This window comes from Streptomyces jumonjinensis, assembly GCF_009600885.1.
GTDB lineage: Bacteria > Actinomycetota > Actinomycetes > Streptomycetales > Streptomycetaceae > Streptomyces > Streptomyces jumonjinensis.
The window spans coordinates 208,039-227,329 of sequence record NZ_VCLA01000170.1 but is presented as its reverse complement, the minus strand read 5'-3'; the positions used below and the strand labels follow the sequence as shown (position 1 = coordinate 227,329).

At 71.7% G+C, this 19,291-nt stretch carries 10 protein-coding genes, 1 tRNA gene and 1 pseudogene; 3 read left to right on the top strand and 9 right to left on the bottom strand.

The window, feature by feature from the left end:
* The first annotated feature begins 1 nt into the window (after nucleotide 1).
* Both fxlM and FF041_RS25825 read left to right on the top strand, forming a co-directional pair.
* Entirely contained in the window at nucleotides 2-2,083 is a 2,082-nt protein-coding gene (gene fxlM, locus FF041_RS25830; RefSeq protein ID WP_153525004.1) for a methyltransferase, FxLD system, read from the top strand.
* Between the two features lie 75 nt (nucleotides 2,084-2,158).
* Complete coding sequence (locus FF041_RS25825) at nucleotides 2,159-3,259, top strand: hypothetical protein (protein WP_153525003.1); 1,101 nt, start codon at nucleotides 2,159-2,161, stop codon at nucleotides 3,257-3,259.
* Here the strand turns inward: FF041_RS25825 and FF041_RS40780 are convergent.
* Nucleotides 3,260-3,990 (bottom strand): annotated as a pseudogene (locus FF041_RS40780) (mobilization protein); the annotation flags it as partial. It lies immediately after the preceding gene.
* Between the two features lie 190 nt (nucleotides 3,991-4,180).
* Nucleotides 4,181-4,254, bottom strand: a tRNA-Thr gene (locus tag FF041_RS25820).
* Nucleotides 4,255-4,451: 197 nt separating this feature from the next.
* Here FF041_RS25820 and FF041_RS25815 point away from each other — a divergent pair.
* Nucleotides 4,452-5,975, top strand: a complete 1,524-nt coding sequence (locus tag FF041_RS25815) for an MFS transporter (RefSeq protein ID WP_153525002.1) — start codon at nucleotides 4,452-4,454, stop codon at nucleotides 5,973-5,975.
* 16 nt (nucleotides 5,976-5,991) lie between these two features.
* Here the strand turns inward: FF041_RS25815 and FF041_RS25810 are convergent, their stop codons facing one another.
* The 7 genes from FF041_RS25810 to FF041_RS25780 all read right to left on the bottom strand — a co-directional run bounded on the left by FF041_RS25810 (nucleotide 5,992) and on the right by FF041_RS25780 (nucleotide 19,192).
* Nucleotides 5,992-7,557 (bottom strand): alpha/beta hydrolase, encoded by a 1,566-nt coding sequence (locus FF041_RS25810; RefSeq protein WP_153525001.1) that lies wholly within the window; start codon nucleotides 7,555-7,557, stop codon nucleotides 5,992-5,994.
* Nucleotides 7,558-7,797: 240 nt separating this feature from the next.
* Nucleotides 7,798-9,003 carry a DNA polymerase III subunit delta' gene (locus FF041_RS25805; protein WP_153525000.1) on the bottom strand — a complete coding sequence of 402 codons (1,206 nt, stop codon included), beginning with the start codon at nucleotides 9,001-9,003 and terminating at the stop codon, nucleotides 7,798-7,800.
* A 293-nt stretch (nucleotides 9,004-9,296) separates the two neighbouring features.
* Entirely contained in the window at nucleotides 9,297-12,614 is a 3,318-nt protein-coding gene (tmk, locus tag FF041_RS25800) for a dTMP kinase (protein WP_153524999.1), read from the bottom strand.
* A gap of 406 nt (nucleotides 12,615-13,020) precedes the next feature.
* Entirely contained in the window at nucleotides 13,021-15,885 is a 2,865-nt protein-coding gene (gene topA, locus FF041_RS25795; RefSeq protein ID WP_153524998.1) for a type I DNA topoisomerase, read from the bottom strand.
* 266 nt (nucleotides 15,886-16,151) lie between these two features.
* Complete coding sequence (locus tag FF041_RS25790; RefSeq protein WP_153480099.1) at nucleotides 16,152-16,349, bottom strand: hypothetical protein; 198 nt, start codon at nucleotides 16,347-16,349, stop codon at nucleotides 16,152-16,154.
* A 562-nt stretch (nucleotides 16,350-16,911) separates the two neighbouring features.
* The gene (locus FF041_RS25785) at nucleotides 16,912-18,429 is read right to left on the bottom strand and encodes a class I SAM-dependent methyltransferase (RefSeq protein WP_323392712.1); all 1,518 of its coding nucleotides are present in this window, start codon (nucleotides 18,427-18,429) and stop codon (nucleotides 16,912-16,914) included.
* 184 nt (nucleotides 18,430-18,613) lie between these two features.
* Nucleotides 18,614-19,192, bottom strand: a complete 579-nt coding sequence (locus tag FF041_RS25780) for a small secreted protein (protein WP_323370961.1) — start codon at nucleotides 19,190-19,192, stop codon at nucleotides 18,614-18,616.
* Between the last annotated feature and the right edge of the window lie 99 nt (nucleotides 19,193-19,291).

The window sequence follows — 19,291 nt, the reverse complement described above, 5'->3', positions numbered from 1 at the left end:
GATGCCCTCCGACCGCTGGCAGCAGCACAACATCACCTTCGTCGACCGTTCACGCGCCCGGCCCGTCATCGTCGAACGCCTCACTCCCGCCCTGATCGCCGCCGAAGCCGCCGAGCAGCTCTCCGGCTGGTGGTTCATGAACAAACAGCCCTGGCCCCTGCGGTACCGCGCCGACGAACCGGCCCCACGCGTGGAGTCGCTGCTGGACGACCTCGTCGGTGAGGGCTCGGTCGTGTCGTGGCTGCCCGGCATATACGAGCCCGAGACTGACGCATTCGGCGGCCAGGCGGCCATGGACGCTGCCCACGAACTGTTCCACAGCGACTGCCGCCACCTGCTGACGTACCAGCCGGGCCCAGAGCACCTAGGGCGCCGGGAGACCGCAGTACTGCTGGTGAGCGTCATGATGCGCGGTGCCGGACTCGACTGGTTCGAGCAGGGGGACGTCTGGTCGAAGGTCGCCGCCCTTCGACCGGCCACCGATCGGCTGCCGGCCGAGCGCGCCGCCGAGCTTGCTCCCGCCGTACGGAAGTTGATGACGGCCGACGCCCGCAGTCTCTGCCACCAGGGCGGCCCGTTCCACAGGCACGACGAATGGGTCACCGCCTTCGAGCGGACGGGGGCGACGCTCGCTGATCTCGCGGACCACGGTGGTCTCACCCGTGGGCTGCGGGCCGTGCTCGCCCACCACGTGATCTTCTACGCCAACCGCGCCGGTCTCCTTCGGGACGACCAGAGCGCTCTGTTCAACATCGCACGAGAGGTAGTCATGGGAACCAGTGACAACACCGCGTCGCCCAGCGGGGCAGCGGCGGACGTCGATAGCGTCGGCGCGGTGAACACCGACACGATCACCACCGACTCGGCGGATGCCGAGTGCCTTCGGAACGCCCTGGTCGACCAGATTCGGGCGAACGGACACGCCCGCACCTCCGCCGTCGAGACCGCCCTGCGGGCCGTCCCCCGCCATGTGTTCGTGCCCGACGCGTCGCTCGAAGACGCCTACGCCAACGCGCCGGTGCACATCAAGTACGACACCGACGGCACCTCCATCTCCTGCGCCTCCCAGCCGGGGGTCGTCGCCCTCATGCTGGACCAGCTCGACGTCCGGCCCGGCGACCGCGTCCTCGAACTCGGCGCCGGAAGCGGCTACAACGCCGCACTTCTCGCGCACCTGGTTGGCGAGACTGGTCACGTCACCACTCTCGACATCGACGACGACCTCGTGGAGGGCGCCCGCGCCCACCTGGCCGCCGCCGGGATCAACAATGTCGAGGCCGTGACCAGGGACGGAGCCCTCGGATACGCGGAAGGCGCACCCTACGACCGGATCATCGCCGCCGTCGGCGCGCACGGTGTGCCGCACGCCTGGCTGGACCAGCTCGCCCCCGGCGGACGGCTCCTCGTCCCCCAGCGCCTCAAGGGCAGCGTCGCCCGCTCCATCGCGTACGAACAGCGCGACGGCCGGTGGGTGTCCCTCGGCAGTGAGATGAACACCTTCATGCCGCTCCGGCGGGGTATCGCCGACGACGACCGCCGTGTCATCCCGCTCAGCGCCGACGGCACCGTCCGGCTCCAGGCCCCCGCCGGCCAGAACATCGACGCCGACGCCGTCGCCCGTGTTCTGGAGCAGCCGCGCACCGAGGAGTGGACCGGGATGACGGTCCGCGCCATGGAGTCACCGGAATGGATGGAGCTGTTCCTCACCTGCTTCCTGCCCTCCGGGCTGATCCGGATGCTCTTCCCGCAGAGCGCCAAGGGCGGCCTGCTCGCCGAGGACCCCTACCCCTCGTCCACCGCCGCCGTGGAGAAGGGCGCCGTCACCTACCTGGCCCGGCGGCTGCTGGAGAAGAGGACCCCGGAGGGCGGCAAGCTCTGGGAGTTCGGTGTCATCGGCCACGGCCCCGGCAGCGACGAACTGGCCGCGAACGTCGCCGACGCCGTCCGCACCTGGGACCGGGAGTACCGCAGTCGGGAGGCCACCTTTGAGATCCAGCCCCTCGACGCTCCGCCCGTCGAACAGCGCCCCGGTCTCTTCGCCCTCGACACGCCGCTGAACCGGATCGTCGTCGACTGGCAGTGATGCCCCGCAGATAGAGGACGGTGCCCGTCGGCCTCTGTGGGCGGGCACCGTCCCCGCCCACGCCCCGGGGGACTCATGGACCCGCACGGACCCACCGCCCAGCGCTTCCCGCTCGTCGCCCGATTCCGCCCCACCTGCTTACCCCTGCCCCAACGCATCCGCGCGCTCGTCGATCTGGCCGACACCGCGGTACGGAAGGCCGACCAGGGCCTGGCGTCGGCCGTGTACAACCAGGCCGCGCTCATCGCCTCCGACCTGGGCCTTCCCGACCTGGCGCGCGAGCTGTGCCACCAGCACGCCGCCGCGTACCTCCACGCCTGTCCGCTGCCCGGGATGAGCGCGATCCGCGGACTCGAACCCGTCGTCAACCTCGCCCGCCTCCAGATCCGCACCGGCCGCGCCGACGAGGGACGGCAACGACTGCTCGACCTGTACGGAACCGTCGAAGCAGGCGCACATGCCCGCTTCGACGGCGTCGAGATACCGGCGGACCTCACGGCGACCGAAGCCGACCGCCAAGAGGTCCGTGCTTGGCTCTGGCGGGTACTCCTCGCCGACGGCACCCGCACCCTGACCACCGCCGGCCGCTGGGCCGAGGCCCTGACGCACATCAAGTCCCACCGAGGCGTCGGCAAGCGAATGTTCGACGGCCGCCAGGTCGCCGTACTGGCGGCTCTCGTTTCCGGCGACACGGCATCGGCAGCAGCTCTCCTCCACGACACGACGCCCGGCGACCCGTGGGAACAAGCCGTCACAGCGTGCCTGACCGTCCTGTGCCGCCGCGATGCCCAGCAGCCGTTCGACGCCCATCTGGCAGAGCTGATCGCGGTCTACCTTCAACGGCCGGCAGAACCTGGGATGACCGTCTTCGACATCCGGCTCGGCCTCACTGTTCTCGACGCGGTCGATGCCGTCGAAGCGGTCGGCGCTCAGCGCATCGTGGAAGACCTCCACCGCAGGACGACGGAGGCCGAGGACGGCTACGCAGCCCGCGAGGTCCTGGCCCACCCACTCTTCCTCACCCTGGCCACGGACCGAGAAGCTCAGGACTGCCGTGCCTTGGTCCGGGCCTGCGCGCTGGGCACCGGGGCCATCCCGGATCATCTGCACGCTGAGCTGTCGGCGGCTCTGCGCGCCAGCGACAAGGTGATCCGGGACAGCCTCGTACTGCGGTGATCAGCGTCGGCGGCCGAGCGCCGAGGACTGGGGAGGCGTGAACTCTGCTGTATGAGTCCCAACGCTGGTAATTGGTAGGGCGTTACTACGAATCTGCGCTACACGATCTCGGCTACTGAATGTCTGACCTGCACTGAGGCGCTGGATGCGCCACATCAGCACTTGGGCAGGGTGGCGGGCGTCATCCAGGGCACGCTGAACGGTGGCCTGCCGCAGCAGCCGATCCGGGTCATGGCCAGCGGTCTCGGCTTCGGAAAGGACGGTGACGAGAGCGTCGAAGACGGGGTCTGCGATGACCTGCTCCGCTTGGCGGGGAACGGCACGACGTACGCGACGGGTGTACCGGTCCACGACCCGTTGGGGTGGCCGGCCTTGGGCGAGAGCGGCCAGTGGTGTGACAGCGGCCGGAGCGCAAGGAGGGGGAGGGCATCAAGGACTTCGCCAAAGGCGTGGAGCTGGGCCTGGGAGGCTTCGTCGTCGGCTTGGTCGAGGTGGTAGGGGATGCGTTCGATCGCGGCGGTGGTCTGGTGTCACGGGTCGGACCTGCGTCGGCTCAGCTGCTTGTCGGTGTCCGAGTCGATGGTGTCCAAACGTTCCCGGATCTTGGGAAAGGACAGGTCCGGGGCGAGTTCGGAGTCGGAGAACCAGATGGGGTCCCCTTGGGCGTTGATGTCGCCCTTGAGTGCGATCTTGTAGCCGCGTACGTCCCCGGAAGGGAAGTAGACGACCTGGGAATGCCAGGCACGCCAAGAAGGCCCAGGCCGAGGGCAAGAAGAAGGCCCGACGGAAGAAGCCCGAGAAGTAGGACCGAAGCCCCCACCGCTCACGCAGACCATCTCGCGGCACCCCGACAGTGCGACCCCCCGCACCCAAAAAACGAAAAACCCCAGGTCACGGCGAGTGAGTCCTGAGGTTCTTCAGAGCCGCCTTCGGGATTCGAACCCGAGACCTACGCATTACGAGTGCGTTGCTCTGGCCAACTGAGCTAAGGCGGCAAGCTGCGGAGACTCCGGTTCTGGCGAGAACACGTTCGCATCAGCAGCGGCGCCAAGTCTACAGGGTTGTTTTAGGTGCTCAGCACCACCCTCGGGCTTCCGTGTCGCCCTCGACTCGCCGTGCCGGGCGGATCACTCAATACTTACCCGCAAGCGGAGAAAACGACCTCAAGCCACCTTCCCGAAGGGACCGGACCGTGGCTCCAGCCCCCGACCCCCTGGGTCCGGCCGTGGAAGAGTGGCCCGGGCGCGGGCGCTGGGGCATGCTGGCCGTGCTCTGCGCCAGCCTGCTGCTGGTGGCCCTGGACGCCACCATTCTCAATGTCGCGCTCCCCTCCCTCATCGACGATCTCCAGCCGAGCGCCCTCGATCAACTGTGGATCATCGACATCTACGGTCTCGTCCTCGGCGGCCTTCTCGTCACCACCGGCGCGGTCGGCGACCGCTACGGGCGCAAGCTGCTCTTCGTCAGCGGGATCGTGATCTTCGGGTTGGCGTCGGTCGTCGCCGCGACCGCCGGGACCACCTGGCAGCTGATCGGCGGGCGGGTGCTGCTCGGGATCGGGGGCGCCATGATCATGCCGTCCACGCTCTCGCTCATCCGGAACATCTTCGCCGACGCCCGGGAGCGCGCCCTCGCCATCGGGATCTGGGCCGCCGTCGCCGGGGCCGGAGCCGCCATCGGACCGCTGGTCGGCGGGGTGCTCGTCGAGGCGTACGGATGGTCCGCGGCCTTCTGGGTCAACGTGCCCGTCGTCGTCGTCACCTTCATCGCCGCAGTCCTGCTGCTGCCCGAGGTCAAAGACCCCGGGCACGGGCCGCTCGACTACCTCGGCGCCGTGCTCTCCGTCGTCGGGATCGTGGCGCTGGCCTGGGGCATCAAGCATGTCGCCAAAGGCAGCCCGGCACCCGCGGACTTTCTGGTGCTCGCGGCCGGGATCCTCGTTCTCGCGCTGTTCGCACGCCGCCAGCTCACCCTGTCCGACCCGCTCCTCGATGTGCGGCTGTTCCGGAACCGCGCCTTCACCGCCGCCGCGCTCGCCATCCTCATGGCGATGCTCGCCATCGGCGCGGCGCTGTTCCTGATCTCGCTCTGGCTCCAGTACGTCCACGGGTACTCGCCCTCACAGGCCGGACTGCGCACCCTGCCCGCCGCGCTCGCCATGCTCGTCGGCTCACTGCTCGCTCCCTGGGCGATGGAGCGGGTCGGGGTCAGAACCGTGATGGCGGTCGGGCTCGGCGGGGTGGTCGCCGGGTTCCTGGTGCTCGCGCCGTCGCCCGAGCCCACCACGTACGGCTATATCGCCGTCGTCTTCATCACGCTCGGCATCGGCGACGGACTGGCGATCACCACCGCCTCGTCCGTCCTGGTCTCCTCCGTGCCCGCCGAACGCGCCGGGCAGGCCGGCGCCGTCTCCGAGACCAGCTACGAACTCGGCGTCGGTCTCGGAGTCGCCCTGCTCGGCTCGATCCACGCCGCGGTGTACGCGGACCATATGGCCGGACAGCCCTGGATGGCGCGCGAGTCGATCGGAGGCGCGTACGAACTGGCGCAGGCCGAGGGCGGCGACGCGGGCCGCGCGGCCCTGGCGGCCGGCCGGGCCGCCTTCGACAGCGCGCTGACGACCACCGCGTACGTCTCGGTCGGGATCGTCGCCGTCGTCACTCTTCTGGTGGTGTGGCTCGTACCGCGCGGTTTCAAGGCGATCGCCGGGCACTGACACCGGCGGGGCCGGTTCAGCGGCAGCGCTCGCCCTTCGGTGGAATCTCGCCTTCCAGCAGATAGGCGTTGATCGCGGCGTCGATGCAGTCGCTGCCGCGCCCATACGCGGTGTGGCCGTCGCCGTCATAGGTCAGCAGCGTCCCCGACGAGAGCTGGCCGGCCAGCGCCCGCGCCCACTTGTACGGGGTCGCGGGATCCCGGGTGGTGCCCACGACCAGGATCGGAGCCGCGCCCCGCGCCACGATGCGATGCGGCTTCCCGGTCGCGGCGGCCGGCCAGTACGCGCAGTTCATCGCCGCCCACGCGAACCCCCGGCCGAACACCGGGGAGGCCCTCTCGAACTCCGGGACCGCCGCCTCCACCTCCTTCGGCCCGCTGAAGGCGGCGGGCAGATCGAGGCAGTTCACGGCCGCGTTCGCGTACATCAGATTCGAGTACGAGCCGTCGCCCTCGCGTTCGTAGTAGGTGTCCGCCAGCGCGAGCAGCGGCGTGCCCTCACCGTTCATGGCGGCGGTCAGGGCCTCCCGCAGCTGGGGCCACGCCCCTTCGTCGTACATCGCGGTCAGCACGCCGGTGGTCGCCAGCGCCTCGCCCAGCTCCCGGCCCTCGCCGGCGTCGACCGGCCGGGAGTCCAGTCCGGCAAAGAACTCCTTGAGCCGGTCCGCGGCCGCCGCCGTGGACCCGGTGCCCAGCGGGCAGTCCCGCTCCTTGACGCAGTCGGCGGCGAACGACCGGAAAGCGGTCTCGAAGCCCGCCGTCTGATCGAGGTTGACCTGCCGGGCGGGGAGCGAGGGGTCCAACGCCCCGTCGAGGACCAGACGGCCGGTGCGCCGGGGGAACAGCTCCGCGTAGGTCGCGCCGAGGAAGGTCCCGTACGAAGCGCCCACATACGTCAGCTTCTCGTCGCCGAGCACGGCGCGCAGCACATCCATGTCCCGGGCCGCGTCCACCGTGGAGACATACGGCAGGACCTTCCCGGAACGCTTCTCGCATCCCTGCGCGAAGCCCTTGAAGGAGCCGGCGAGGCGGGTCGTCTCCGCCGCCCCGTCGGGGGTCTGGTCGATCTGGGTGTACTCGTCCATCTCCTTCCCCGAGAGACACTCCACCGGCTCGCTGCCCGCGACCCCGCGCGGGTCGACGGCGACCATGTCGTAACGGGCGCGGACGGGGGCGGGGTAGCCCACCCCCGCGTACATCTGGAGATAGCCCACCGCCGAGCCCCCCGGACCGCCCGGGTTGACCAGCAGCGAACCGAGCCGCTTCGCGGGGGTGGTGGCCTCCTTACGGGCGACCGCCAGCCTGATGGTCCGGCCGCCGGGCTCGCCGTAGTCGAGCGGGACCGTCAGCGAGGCGCACTGGAAGCCGGCGCTCTCGCACCCCCGCCAGGCGAGCTTCTGTCCGTAGAACGGCCGCAGCGCCGCGGCGGGCCCGGCCGGCTCGGCGGCCCTGCCCGAATCGGAGCCGCCCGATGTGGACGCGGAGGCGCTGGACGCCGCGCCTCCCCCCGTACAGCCGGAGACCAGCAGAGCCGCTGCGGCCACCGCGGGAACGGAACTGCGGAACATGCGCCTTGGGTCCATCCCCCGGAGCGTAGGGGACCGCAGGCCCGGGACACGCCCGCCCGCGCCCGGATGGGTGAACCGCGCCGTTGACACCGTGTACGGGCCGGGGCGAGTGACACCGCGTACGGGCCGGGGCGGGCAGGGACCGGCGCCCCGGCGGCCAGGCCCTGGCCGCGGAGCCCCGACCGCGGAGCCCTGGGACCGCTGCGGCCGTAGACCCTGGGGCCCTGAGACCCGGGGGCCCTGGGGCTCGTACGCTCAGCCCGCGCGCAGCGCCATCGTCATCGCCTCCACCGCCAGCAGCGGAGCCACATTCGACTCCAGCGCGCCCCGGCAGGCGATGACCGCCTCTATCCGGCGCAGAGTGCGCTCGGGAGTGGAGGCGCGGGCGATCCGGTCCAGCGCATCCCGTACATCGTCATTGGCGATGGCCACGGACGACCCCAGCTGCAGTGCGAGCACATCGCGGTAGAACCCGGTCAGATCGCTGAGCGCCAGATCCAGGCTGTCCCGCTGGCTACGCGTCTTGCGGCGCTTCTGCCGCTCTTCCAGCTCCTTCATCGCCCCGGCGGTGCCGCGCGGCATCCGGCCGCCCTGCGCCGCGCCGAGCGCCGTCTTCAGATCCTCGGTCTCCTTGGCGTCGATCTCCTCGGCGACCTGCTTGGCGTCCTCAGCGGCGGCGTCGATCAGCTCCTGGGCGGCCTTGAGACAGCCGCCGACGTCATCGACCCGGAGCGGCAGCTTGAGCACGGTGGCCCGCCGTGCCCGGGCGCGCTCGTCGGTGGCGAGCCGACGGGCCCGGCCGATATGGCCCTGGGTGGCCCGCGCGGCGGCGGCGGCGGTCCCGGGCTCGATGCCGTCCCGGCGGATCAGCACATCGGCGACGGCCGCGACCGGGGGCGTACGCAGCGTCAGATGGCGGCAGCGGGAACGGATCGTGGGCAGCACGTCCTCCAGGGACGGCGCGCACAGCAGCCACACCGTACGGGACGCGGGCTCCTCGACGGCCTTCAGCAGAACATTGCCCGCGCCCTCCGTGAGCCGGTCGGCGTCCTCCAGGATGATCACCTGCCAGCGGCCCACGGCGGGGGAGAGCTGGGCGCGGCGGACGAGCTCGCGGGTCTCCTTGACGCCGATGGAGAGCAGGTCCGTACGCACGACCTGCACATCGGCGTGCGTACCGATGAGCGCGGTGTGGCAGCCGTCGCAGAACCCGCAGCCCGGGGCGGCGCCGAGCGCCCGGTCGGGGCTGACGCACTGCAACGCGGCGGCGAACGCCCGGGCGGCGGTGGCCCGCCCTGAGCCGGGGGGCCCGGTGAACAGCCACGCGTGCGTCATCTTGGACGCCTCGGGCGGTCGCTCACCGCTCGCTTCGGCGGTGACGAGGGCGTCGGCGTCCCGTGCGGCGGCGGCGAGCTGTGCCTGCACCCGATCCTGACCGACGAGGTCGTCCCATACGGCCATCTGCCGTCACCTGCCCCTTGTGTGCTGTCCGCCTACGGAATTCCGTCCACGGGTTCCCCAGGTCTCCCATTGTGGGGCAGGGGTCTGACAACGAAGTCCCGGCACAGGCTCCGGCGGGGATTCCAGCAGGGATTCCAGCAGACGATCCGGTGCGCCTCGGGTCCACACAGGCCACACGGACCACCATGACCACACAGGCCACACAGGACACGCAGCGGGCGGGCTCGGCGAACGGCTCGTACCGCCGCCCCGCCAGAACCCGCCGCCGTACGCCTCAGCGGCCACGCCGTGCCTCAGCGCCCGCCCCGCCGCCCCTTGCCGTCCTTGTCGTGCGGGCCGAGGAGTTCATCCGCCAGCGTCGGCAGATCGTCCAGCGGAGTCTCCTCCGCCCAGTCCGAGCGACGCCGTGGACGTCCGGTGTCGGGGTCGACCTGCGGAAGCTCACGCGTACGGTCGTCCGGTCCCAGCTGACGGGACTCGCCGTCACGCCCGCCGGACGCGTCACGTCCATCGCGCTCATCGCCCCCGTCACGGAAGAACCCCGGCGGCACCCGGTCGACAGGACGCTCCTCCCGCACCGGGGGCAGCACGGCGGTCTCCTCCGCCGAAGCGGAACCAGCGGTCCTGCCGTCCCTGCCGTCCCTGCCGTCCCCGGTATCTCCGCCGTCCCTGCCGTCCCGTACCGGAGGCAGCACCGCCGTCTCATCAGCGGCCCCGGAGTCAGCCCAGGACGGAGCCCTGTTCCCCGCTCCCGCTCCAGAAGCGGAGGGAGCCGGGCCGGACTCCTGCTCCGGCCGCACCCTCGGCACCTGCTGCGTCTCGTCGTCCGGACGGACCACCGGCGTGGAGACCGTCACCTCGTCGTCCGGAGCGGCCCCCTCCGGCGCACCGCCCCGCAGATCCTCGGGCCGCACCACCGGCGTCGGCACGGTCACCTCGTTCGCCGAGACCTCGGCCTCCGCCGCCGCCCGCGCGGCGGCTGCCTCCGCCGCGGCCCGGCGGGCCTCCTCGGCCCGCAGCAGCGCCTCCTCGGCCTTGCGCTGCTTCTCCAGGCGGCGCTCCTCGGCCTCCGCCCGCAGCCTGGCCTGCTCCTCCGCCAGCCGGCGCAGCCGATCCTGTTCCTCCTGGCGGGCCTTCTCCTCCGCCTCGCGCCGGCGGCGCTCCTCTTCCGCCTTGCGGCGCTCCTCCTCAGCCCGCTGCCGGGCCTCCTCCGCGAGCCGTTCGGCCTCGCGCTGCCGCGCGGCCTCCTCCTCGGCCTTGCGGCGGGCCTCCTCCTCGGCACGGAGCTTGGCGAGCTGCTCCTGGCGCTCCCGCTCCAGACGCTCCTCCTCGGCCTTGCGCGCGGCCTCTTCCTCCGCCTTGCGCCGGATCTCCTCCTCGGCCTTGCGGCGTGCCTCTTCCCGCGCCCGCACCTCGGCGGCGGAGAGCGGAAGCATCTGGTCCAGCCGATGCCGTACGACCGTGGTGACGGCCTCCGGCTCCTGCCCGGCGTCCACCACCAGATACCGCCCCGGGTCGCTCGCGGCCAGCGTCAGAAAACCCGCCCGTACCCGCTGGTGGAACTCCGCCGGCTCCGACTCCAGCCGGTCCGGCGCCTCCGGGAAGCGCTCCCTCGCCGTCTCCGGTGAGACGTCCAGCAGCACCGTCAGGTGCGGTACGAGACCGTCCGTCGCCCAGCGCGAGATCCGGGCGATCTCCGTGGGCGCCAGATCGCGCCCAGCGCCCTGATAGGCCACCGAGGAGTCGATATAGCGATCCGAGATGACGACCGCGCCCCGCTCCAGCGCGGGCCGCACCACCGAGCCGACGTGCTCGGCGCGGTCGGCCGCGTACAGCAGCGCCTCGGCGCGGTTCGACAGACCCGCGGACGACACGTCCAGCAGGATCGACCGCAGCCGCTTGCCGACCGGTGTCGCGCCCGGCTCACGGGTGACGACGACCTCATGGCCCTTGTTGCGGATCCATTCGGCGAGCGCCTCGGCCTGGGTGGACTTGCCCGCTCCGTCGCCGCCTTCCAGCGCGATGAAGAATCCGGTGGGCGCCACGGCCTGCGCCGGGTCCGCGCCCCGGCGCAGCGCCTCGCCCAGATCGCGGCGGAGCGGCACCCCGGAACGGTCGTCCGTCCTGGCGCGGACGACCGCGGCGACCGGCAGCAGCAGCGCGCCGGCCAGCATCAGGGTGAAGGCCGCGCCGCCGTGGGCGAAGACGAAGTCGCCGCCCGCGAGCCGGTGCGGTCCGATCGCGGCGGCCAGCAGCGGGGCGGCGAGCGCGCCGAGCGCGATGGCGACCCTGACGACCGCCTGAAGGTGCTCGGTCAGCCGGGCACGCCGGGGGGCCTCGGACTCCTGGTCGATGAGCGCGTGCCCGGTGTTCGCCGCGACCCCCGCCGAGAACCCGGCCAGCAGCGCGATGAACAGGACGGTGGCCGTGTCCGGCACCAGTCCCATCGCGAGCAGCGCGATCCCGGTGACGGCCAGCGCGAGGGCGAGCAGCCGCCTGCGCGACAGGCTGGGCAGTACGGATTCGGCGTGCCGGATGCCGAGTCCGGTGCCGCCGGTCAGCGCGAGGACGAGCAGCGCGAAGGCGGCGGGGCCGCCGCCGAGGTCCACCGCGTGCAGTACGGAGACGGCAGCCGCGGCGGAGATCGCGCCCGCGACCGCCGCGCAGGCCAGGACGAAGAACGGCACACCGCCGGTGCGGCCCTTGTCGGGGCCGTCCTTCCCGCTCTCGGGTCCGGCCGCCGGGCGGCGCAGCCCTTCGAACGGCGAACGCGGCCGGGGGGTCGTCGAGCCGGGCAGCACGATGAAGTAGAGCACCGACACGGACGCGGCGAAGAGTCCGGCCGCGACATACGAGCCGAGAGCCGCCTGGTGGAGCGAGAACCACTCGCTTCCGGTGCTCAGCAGTCTGCCGACGAGCGTGGCGACGAGCAGTACGGCGGCGGCGACGGGTACGACCGCGAATCCGGTACGCAGCCACAGCCGGCGCAGCGCGTCGAGGTGGTCGGGCAGCGGGCGTACGGCCGCGCCCTCCAGCGGCGGGGCGGGCACCAGCGCGGGGGCGGCTCCCTCCGCCGCGATCGCCCAGACGCGCTCGGCGGCCCCGAGCGCGAACACCGTGGCCAGCAGGATCACGGCCGCGTCGGCGGGGGTCCAGTCGAGCCAGAGCGGGGCCACGACGAGCAGCGCCAGCCGCAGCACGTCCGCGCCGATCATGGTCCAGCGGCGGTCGAGCGGGCCCTTGGGCGAGGTGAGGGTGGTGAGCGGTCCGAGGAGTACGACTCCGAAGAGCACGGTCGCGAGCGCCCGCGCGCCGAGCACGGCGGCCACGGAGAGGGCGGCGCCGCGGTATCCGTCGCCGAAGGAGCCTTCCGAGACCGCGGCCTGGAGCGTCAGCAGCAGGAGTACGAGGACGGCGAGGGCGTCGCCGACGCCTCCGACGACCCGGGCGTTCCAGAGCCTTCTGAGCGAGGGCGCCCGCAACAGCGCGCGCAGCGCCCGTTCCCGGGAGTCTGCGGCGAGTGCGTCGGCGGAGTCGTCGGAGCCGGGGAGAGTCTCTGAGACGGGGCTCACGACCGCCTGCGGCTCGGCTGGCTGCTCGGATCGCGTCATCCGCCCAGCCTATCCGGACCACGGAGGTCCTTGCCGGATCGATCGAACGTACGAACGCTTACGTCGCGGGGGACACGGCCGTCCTCTGCCCCGGGAGCCGGCCCGGGGCCCGCCGGTGAGGAACGCGCCGTACGGGGGGCACGCCCCCGGCGTACGCGTCCCGCGAGGGCGCGTACGCCGGGGGCGAACACCGCGCCGCACGGCCCTGTCCACCCGGCGGCCCTGTCCGCCCGGCGGCGGAGACCCGGGAGACCGCCGACTGGGAGACCGCCCGGCCGAAGAGCCGCCCGCCGGAGAACCACCCGGCCGGACGACCGCCCCTTGAGGGAGGCGGGCCGCCCCGCCGGCTTCTCCGGCCGGGCCGCCGGGGTCGTCCGCCGGCGCTTACCCGTCGGCGGGCGGGCTTCTACTCGTCGTCGGCGGGCTTCGCCGCGGCCACGGTCTTCTTGGCGACCGTCTTCTTGGCCACGGCCTTCTTCGCCACCGTCTTCTTCGCCGCGGTCTTCTTGGCCGCCGTCGCCGTCTTCTTCGCCGTGGTGGTCTTCTTGGCGGCGGTCTTGGCCGTCGTCGTCTTCTTCGCCGGGGCCTTCTTCGCCGTCTTCTTCTTGACGGGCCCCTTCGCCCGCTTCTCGGCGAGCAGCTCATAGCCGCGCTCCGGCGTGATGTCCTCCACGCTGTCGTCGGTGCGCAGGGTGGCGTTGGTCTCGCCGTCGGTGACATACGGGCCGAACCGGCCGTCCTTCACGACCACCGGGCGCTCGCTCACCGGGTCGGTGCCCAGCTCCTTCAGCGGCGGCTTGGCGGCGGCCCGCCCGCGCTGCTTGGGCTGGGCGTAGATCGCGAGCGCCTGCTCCAGGGTGACGCTGAAGAGCTGGTCCTCGCTCTCCAGCGAACGCGAGTCCGTGCCCTTCTTCAGATACGGGCCGTACCGGCCGTTCTGCGCGGTGATCTCCACGCCGTCGGCGTCGGCGCCGACGACCCTGGGCAGGGACATCAGCCGGAGCGCGTCCTCCAGGGTGACCGTGTCCAGGGACATCGACTTGAAGAGCGAGGCCGTGCGCGGCTTGACCGCGTTCTTGCCGGTCTTCGGGGTGCCCTCGGGAAGGATCTCGGTGACATAGGGGCCGTACCGGCCGTCCTTGGCGACGATCTCATGGCCCGAGACGGGGTCGGTGCCCAGCGCGAAGTCACCGCTGGGCTTGGCCAGCAGCTCCTCCGCGTGCTCCACGGTCAGCTCGTCGGGCGCGAGATCGTCGGGCACATCGGCGCGCTGGTGGCCCTCGGTGTCCTTCTCGCCGCGCTCGACGTACGGGCCGTAGCGGCCGACCCGCAGCACGATTCCATTGCCGACGGGGAAGCTGGAGATCTCCCGGGCGTCGATCGCGCCGAGGTCGGTCACCAGGGCCTTGAGGCCGCCGAGGTGGTCCCCGTCGCCGTTGCCCGCGCCCGAGGCCGCGCCGCGGTCGTCGCCCGCACCGAAGTAGAAACGCTTCAGCCACGGCACCGCCTGGGCCTCGCCCCGCGCGATGCAGTCGAGGTCGTCCTCCATCTTGGCGGTGAAGTCGTAGTCGACCAGCCGGCCGAAGTGCTTCTCCAGCAGATTCACCACGGCGAAGCTCAGGAAGGACGGCACCAGGGCGGTGCCCTTCTTGAAGACATAGCCGCGGTCGAGGATGGTGCCGATGATCGAGGCGTAGGTGGAGGGGCGGCCGATCTCGCGCTCCTCCAGCTCCTTGACCAGGGATGCCTCGGTGTAGCGGGCGGGCGGCTTGGTGGCGTGGCCGTCGGCCGAGAGCGCGTCGGCGAGGAGCGCCTCGCCCTCGGCGACCTGCGGCAGCCGGCGCTCACGGTCGTCGAGCTCGGCGTTGGGGTCGTCGGCGCCCTCGACATACGCCTTCATGAAGCCGTGGAAGGTGATGGTCTTGCCGGAAGCGGTGAACTCGACGTCCCGGCCGTCTGCGGCCGTGCCGCCGATCTTGACGGTGACCGAGTTCCCGGTGGCGTCCTTCATCTGAGAGGCGACGGTCCGCTTCCAGATCAGCTCATAGAGCCGGAACTGGTCCCCGGAGAGCCCCGTCTCCGCCGGAGTGCGGAAACGATCACCCGAAGGACGAATCGCCTCGTGCGCCTCCTGGGCGTTCTTGACCTTCCCGGCGTACACGCGCGGCTTCTCGGGGAGATAGTTCGCGCCGTACAACTGGGTGACCTGCGCCCGGGCTGCCGCGACGGCGGTGTCCGAAAGCGTGGTGGAGTCCGTACGCATATAGGTGATGAAGCCGTTCTCGTACAGCTTCTGCGCGACCTGCATGGTGGCCTTGGCCCCGAAGCCCAGCTTGCGGGAGGCCTCCTGCTGCATCGTCGTCGTACGGAACGGGGCGTACGGAGAGCGGCGGTACGGCTTGGACTCGACCGAGCGCACGGCGTACGAGGTGTTCTCCAGCGCGGCGGCGAGGGCGCGCGCGTTCGCCTCGTCGAGATGGAGCACCTTGGTCTGGCCGGGCTTGAGCACCCCGTCGGAGCCGAAGTCGCGCCCCTGGGCGACCCGCTGCCCGTCGACCGTGTTCAGCCGGGCGGTGAAGGCGGCGGGGTCGGAGGCGTCCCCGGCGCGGCCGGTGGAGAAGGTGCCGGTCAGATCCCAGTACTCGGCGGAGGTGAACGCCCTGCGCTCCCGCTCCCGCTCGACGACCAGCCGGGTGGCGACGGACTGGACACGGCCGGCCGAGAGCCGGGGCATGACCTTCTTCCACAGGACCGGGGAGACCTCGTAGCCGTAGAGACGGTCGAGGATCCGGCGGGTCTCCTGGGCGTCGACCATCCGCTTGTTCAGCTCGCGCGGATTGGCGACGGCGTCGCGGATGGCGTCCTTGGTGATCTCGTGGAAGACCATCCGGTGGACCGGGACCTTGGGCTTGAGGACTTCGAGCAGATGCCAGGCGATGGCCTCGCCCTCGCGGTCCTCATCGGTGGCGAGGTAGAGCTCATCGGACTCGGCGAGCTGCTCTTTGAGCTTCCTGACCTGGGCCTTCTTATCGGCATTGACGACATAGACCGGCTGGAAGTCATGCTCGACGTCGACACCGAGACGGCGGACCTCGCCGGTGTACTTCTCGGGCACCTCGGCCGCGCCGTTCGGGAGGTCGCGGATGTGCCCGACGCTCGCCTCGACGACATAGCCGGGGCCGAGGTAACCCTTGATCGTCTTCGCCTTGGCGGGCGACTCGACGATCACGAGGCGTCGGCCGCCCTGTGCGGTCTCGCTGGTCGGGGACAACTTCGCTCTTCTCTCCGGTCGGCGCTCGGTGGGCGTACACGGCGGTGCGGCGCTGGTGGCGCACTGCTGTGGGCGCTGCGGTGCTGCTCTGTGGAGCAGCGTGGTGCTGCTGCCGCTGCGGAGTGTGACGGTACAACCCGCCCCTGTGTCAAACGGCAAAAGCCCGCAACGGCCACTCGAACGGTAACCCGAGTCCGGCTATTCCTGCCGCCCGGACCGGTACGACGGTGTCCGGCGCCTTCCCCCGGAGGCTGCCCGGGGGCGTCTCAGAGCCGGCCGAAGCACCATGCGCCGAGGGCCAGGCACACCACTCCGGCGCTGGTGGTGAGGGCGATGGCGGTGCTGGGGCTCACTCCGTGGGCGACGGGTGCGCGATGTCTGACCCGTACCCCGGTCCACAGCAGCAGCCCGGCCCCGAACAGTGCGAACGCCGCTCCGGCGAAGATCGCTGGCCCGCTCTCCATGCCCGTACCCCGTCCTTCTCCCCATGCCCAGGTGGTGCGGGGGCTGTCCCCGGTGCCGAGGCTGGCACTTCCGGGCGGCCCGGGTGCGAAATCGGGGTGAACGGCGCATGGGTTCACCCAGGCGGGGGCGGGGCGCGCTTCCCGGGTCCCTCTCTCCGTCCTCCTCTCCGCCGTACTGTCCCGGTTCTCTCTCCGCCGTCTCTCCGTGCCGTCTCTGGCTCCTCTCCGTCCGCTCTCCGTGTCGTCTCCGCCGAGTCTCCGTGTCGTCTCCGCCTGTCTCCGGGACGCCTTCTCCTCGTCCCCGGGCCGGAGCCCCGCGGCGGGCTCCCGTGCGCCTGCGGGCGGGCCCGGGCACGGTGACGAGCTCCCGGGCCCCGGACACCGCTCCCGGGGCGCGGCGGCTCGTACCGGCCCGTAAACCGAACATTGGCCGATTCGCCCCGGCACTCGGCGCGAATTACCACCATCCACGAGCCGCCGACGGATGGGGGGCGAGCCGCCGGGCGGGCGGCGGGACGGCCGGCCGGCAGCTCGTCCCCACCCGTCGGCTCGGCCGGAGCGGCTAGCGGGTCATCCCCGCGGGCTCCAGGAATCCCTCCTCCACCAGCAGCCGGATCGCCTGCGGGGTACGGTCCCGCAGCAGCACCGGGTCCTCGTCGATCAGCTGGGCGATGGCGTCCAGAATCCGCCCGGCGCTCAGCGTCCCGTCACACGCCCCGGCGAACCCCGCGCCCACCGTGTCGACCTTGGTGGCCCGCCGCATCCCCCGGTTCTGCCGGAGCACCAGATGCTCGGGGTGCTCATCGCCCGGCAGCCCGACCTGCTCCTGCACCACTTCGGCGGCCAGCGTGAAGTGATCCGCGAGCAGGGACGCGTCGTCACGCGTCCGGAGATAGTCCTGCCGCGCGAAATGCGCCCGCACGCTCTCGCCGAGCGGCTGCTCCACCGGATGCGGCCATTCCTCGGCGATGACCGAGGGACGCTCGGATCCGGATTTCCGCAGGGTGATCCACCCGAATCCGATGGCCCTGGTCTTGCGGGACTCGAACTCGTCGAGCCACTCCTCGTACCGCCGCGCATACCTCGCCGGGTCGCCCCGGTGATCGCCGCTGTCCCTCAGCCACAGCTCGGCGTACTGCGTGACGTCCTGGACCTCGCGCTGGACGATCCAGGCGTCGCAGCCCTCCGGCACCCAGGAACGCACCCGCTCCTGCCACTCCTCCCCCTCGATGTGCTGCCAGTTGGCGAGGAACTGGGCGTATCCCCCGTCGTTCAGCCTGGCCCCCGCCTGCTGAACGAGCGAGCGGCACAGGTCGTCCCCGCCCATCCCGCCGTCCCGGTAGGTCAGCCGGGCGCCGGGGGAGATCACGAACGGCGGGTTGGACACGATCAGATCGAAGGTCTCCCGGGCGACCGGCTCGAACAGCGAGCCCTGCTTCAGCTCGGCGTCCGGGACGGCGGAGAGCGCGAGCGTGAGGCGGGTGAAGTGCAGGGCGCGCGGGTTGAGGTCGGTGGCCGTGACCCGGGTGGCGTGCTGCGAGGCGTGCAGCGCCTGGATGCCGGAGCCGGTGCCGAGAGCGAGCGCCGAGCCCACCGGCGTACGGACGGTGACTCCCGCGAGGGTGGTGGACGCGCCGCCGACGCCGAGCACCACCTGTTCGTCCTGGCCGCCGGCGCCGCCCGCGCCGCCGACCGCGCAGCCGAGGTCGGAGACGATGAACCAGTCCTGTCCCTCGGGCCCGCCGTAGGGCCGTACGTCCACGGTGGCGCGCACTTCGCCGCCGTCGCGGACCGCCCAGCCTCCGGCGAGGCACTCGTCCAGCGGCAGGGCGGCGGCGGCCCGCTCGTACGCCACGGGCCGCTGGAGCAGAAAGAGCCGTACGAGGGCGTCCAGGACGCCGTCTCCGCGGGTGGCGCGCATGGCGGGGACGGTCTCGCTGCGGGCGAGGGCCGCATAGGCGGACGCGCCGAGCAGTTCGAGCAGCCCGTCGGCGGTGAAGGCGCCGGCGATGAGCGCCTCGCGCAGCCGGGGGGCGAGAGCGGGCGAGGGAAGGGCTGGGGTGACGCTGGTCGTACTCACAGTGCCCATTGTGGCCGCAGCCACTGACAACCGCCGTCCACGCCCGGGCTCAGGCCACGGAGCCCGGGTCCCGCATCGGGGCTCAGGCCACGGAGCCCGGGTCCCGCATCCGGGCTCTGGCCACGGAACCCAGGGCTCAGGCCACAGAGCCCAGCTCCCGCGCCCGCCCTCGCCCCCTCACGGTTCAGCGGGAGGACGCGGCGGATCCCGCTGGGCCGGGCGCCGCCACCGGCTTGCACCCGGGCTGCTTGGTCATCGCCTGGCCCGCCTCGCTCGCCCGCAGCTTGTCCCGGGCGTTCTGATTCTGCTCGATCTTCGCGAGCCCGTCCGCGACCGGACGCAGCCCGTCCGCGAACTTCTGCTGGTCCCCGGCGTCGAGCCCGTCGACCTGCTTCTTCAGATCCAGGTACGAGGTGGAGTTGGCGTCGAGTTCGGCGGCGGCGTCCTTCACCAGCTTCTCGCCGCCGTCGATCGGCGGCGTTCCGGCGGTCCTGAAGGCGTCGGCGTACCCCTTGTACACGTTCGACAGGTCCTTGAATGCCTTGGAATCGGCCGTCTGGATGTCGCCCGGCTTGCCGTCCGACGCGGTCGAGCGGATCAGCTCCTCGGCAGCGGCCTCCTTCTTGAGCTGCGGCTTCGCGGCATCGCAGTACTTCTTGGCCCAGTCGTCGACCGTGAATTTGTCCTCGTCGCTGCTGCAGCCCGACAGCGCCAGCACCAGTACCGCACCGCCGGAGAGTGCGACCGCAAGCTTCTTGTTCACCGAATGGGTCCCTTCCAAGGCTCCTCGGCCCCGGAACATACACGCCGAACGGGCGGCAGCAGCGTGCCATATGCCCGGTTCATCTGATATTGCAGCCAT

What these genes read in the sequence shown, in the direction of transcription:
- fxlM (WP_153525004.1), top strand. Translation starts at nt 2, where the DNA reads ATGCCCTCCGACCGCTGGCAGCAGCACAACATCACCTTCGTCGACCGT.
- FF041_RS25825 (WP_153525003.1), top strand. Translation starts at nt 2,159, where the DNA reads ATGGACCCGCACGGACCCACCGCCCAGCGCTTCCCGCTCGTCGCCCGA.
- FF041_RS25810 (WP_153525001.1), bottom strand. Translation starts at nt 7,557, where the DNA reads ATGGACCCAAGGCGCATGTTCCGCAGTTCCGTTCCCGCGGTGGCCGCA.
- FF041_RS25805 (WP_153525000.1), bottom strand. Translation starts at nt 9,003, where the DNA reads ATGGCCGTATGGGACGACCTCGTCGGTCAGGATCGGGTGCAGGCACAG.
- tmk (WP_153524999.1), bottom strand. Translation starts at nt 12,614, where the DNA reads ATGACGCGATCCGAGCAGCCAGCCGAGCCGCAGGCGGTCGTGAGCCCC.
- FF041_RS25790 (WP_153480099.1), bottom strand. Translation starts at nt 16,349, where the DNA reads ATGGAGAGCGGGCCAGCGATCTTCGCCGGAGCGGCGTTCGCACTGTTC.